General features: G+C 68.5%; 2 protein-coding genes and 2 pseudogenes. All 4 read left to right on the top strand.

The features are described 5' to 3' along the window. On the top strand, nucleotides 1–369 hold a 369-nt coding region (locus tag ABDV69_RS21145), incomplete at its 5' end, for a PE/PPE C-terminal domain-containing protein (protein ID WP_343577763.1). Nucleotides 370–439: 70 nt separating this feature from the next. Next, complete coding sequence (locus tag ABDV69_RS21140; RefSeq protein ID WP_343577762.1) at nucleotides 440–1,618, top strand: PPE family protein; 1,179 nt, start codon at nucleotides 440–442, stop codon at nucleotides 1,616–1,618. A gap of 88 nt (nucleotides 1,619–1,706) precedes the next feature. Further along, nucleotides 1,707–1,796: pseudogene (locus ABDV69_RS21135) on the top strand (WXG100 family type VII secretion target); the annotation flags it as partial. A gap of 20 nt (nucleotides 1,797–1,816) precedes the next feature. After that, nucleotides 1,817–1,930, top strand: a pseudogene (locus tag ABDV69_RS21130) (type VII secretion protein EsxI); the annotation flags it as partial. Nucleotides 1,931–2,245 lie beyond the last annotated feature (315 nt).

Here is a 2,245-nt window from a genome sequence, read left to right as displayed (position 1 = left end):
GGACTGGGCAGTGCCCTGGCCTCGGACGTCGGTCCGGCAGCGGCCGCCGGCGGAGTCGGTGGGCTCGGCGGAGTCGGCGCTGCGCCGGTGCTGGCCGCCGCCGGCACCGGGTCGTCCATCGGGCCGATGTCGGTGCCGCCCAGCTGGGCCGGCGGAGCCGGCATCCCGGCGGCGAGCACGCCCGTGACGTTGGCGTCGCAGAGCTGGGCCGCCGGCCCACCCGGGGCCATGTCGACCGGGCCGACGTCCAACATCGCCGGGATGCCCGCGGTCGCCAACGGCGGTCGCGGCGGCTCCAGCTTCGGAGCCCCACGCTACGGCGTCAAACCCACGGTCATGCCCGCGATCCCCAAGCCCACCATCACCTAGAAACTCAAGCGGCCAATGGTGGCCGGTTAACCCTCACGCACACTCCGCTCACTCACTAGACGGGACTAACATGGTATTCGATTTCGCATCGCGACCCCCGGAAATCAACTCCGGACTCATCTACTCCGGCGCCGGAGCCGGGCCGCTGATGGCCGCCTCGTCGGCGTTCAACAACCTGAGCTCGGAATTGAGCTCGAACGCGGCCTCCTATGAGACGGTCATCTCTCAACTCGGCTCGGAATGGACGGGGCCCTCATCCGAGGCCATGGCCGCGTCGGCCCAGCCCTACATTGAGTGGCTGACCACCACCTCCGCGCAGTTGCGGCAGGCCGCCACCCAAGCCATGGCGTCAGCGGCGGCCTACGAGACGGCCTTGTCGGCCAGTATCCCGCCACCGGTCATCGCCGCCAACCGGGCAACGCTGGCGGCGCTGGTCGCGACCAACATCCTGGGCCAAAACACCCCGGCGATCGCGGCCAACGAGGCCCTCTACGGCGAGTTCTGGGCCCAAGACGCCGCCGCGATGTACGGCTATGCCGGCGCCTCGGCAGCAGCAGCGACGCTGTCCCCGTTGACCCCGCCGGCGGACAACACCAACCCCGCCGGCCAGGGACAACAAGCTGCCGCAGTCAGCAACGCCGTCGGCAGCAACGGCGGCTCAGCGACGCTGAACAACACCCTCGGCGGCCTGCAAAACGCGGTGGGCGCGGCCGCCAGCCCGGCGCAGGCGACGACGCTCCCCGGCGCTATCAACGACTTGCTCAGCACTCCGATCGTCGAAAACATCGCTAACAACGTCGGTGTCACGCTGGCCTGGAACCTCGCGGAGATGAGCGGGACGTTGCCGATTCTCGGTCACTTCCTTGCCGGCGCCCCGTTCGGCGTCACCATCAGCGACGCCGCCCCCCTGGGCGCCGGCCTGGGCTTCGGCACCACCCTGGCGGGCACGTCCTCGGGCGGCTTCGGCGGCGCCGCGACGCTGGCCGGAATGGGCTCGGCGTCCTCAGTCGGCGGAATGTCAGTGCCGGCCGGCTGGTCGGCGGCCGCTCCAGCCGCGGTCGGCGACACCACGCTGGCCGGCTCAGGCTGGACCGTTGCCGCCGATGACACCGCCGGCATGGGCGGTGGAGGCGGCATGAACGGAGTGATGCCGGGTATGGCCTCCGCCGGCGGCAAGGCAGGCATGGGCATGAGCGCGCCACGCTACGGCGTCAAACCACAAGTCATGCCCAAGCAGGTGTTCGTCTGACGTCAGCAATCTCAGCCAGCTCCAGATAACTCCACCCCAAGGACAGACCTATGCCTACCCGTTTTATGACCGACCCGCACGAGATGCGTTGCTGCACGGGGTGCGTGACGGGTTGATCCGTGACGCCAACAACTACGAGGCGCAAGAGCAGGCCTCCCAGCAGATCCTGTCCAGCTAGCCCTATCACGGAGAACACTCATGTCGATGAGCTACCAGTTCGGTGATGTCGATGCCCACGGCGCGCTGAACCGCGCCCAGGCCGCCTCGTTGGAAGCCGAACACCAGGCCATCGTGCGCGACGTGCTGGCCGCTGGGCGCCGGAACTCGCGCATGTAGGCGTCCTGGACCTCGAACCACGGCGCTCGAGTTTGTCCAACGACTGCGCAATCCCGAGCATCGCCAAGAAGATGTCCTGGTCGTCCGCGCCGATCGCAATCAGCCGTTCGGAGGATCTGCGCGGACCCCAGGCTTCCCGGATGTGGTCAACCGCGACGCACAGAGCCGGATGCTTGACACCAGGCCGACGTTCTGCGAGGCGGGCGGCGTGACGGTGGTTGACCGCCCAACATCGAAGTTTCGCTCGCAGGGTCTGGAGGTCCATCAATACCCCGAGGTGGTGCAGCACTT

This window comes from Mycobacterium sp. (genome assembly GCF_039583785.1).
In the GTDB taxonomy this organism is placed as follows: Bacteria; Actinomycetota; Actinomycetes; order Mycobacteriales; family Mycobacteriaceae; genus Mycobacterium.
The sequence above is the reverse complement of the archived record's forward strand: the minus strand, read 5'-3'. Positions and strand labels throughout refer to the sequence as shown.

Bases quoted from the DNA above. Each gene is read 5' to 3' on its own strand.
- ABDV69_RS21140 (WP_343577762.1), top strand. From the start codon at position 440: ATGGTATTCGATTTCGCATCGCGACCCCCGGAAATCAACTCCGGACTC.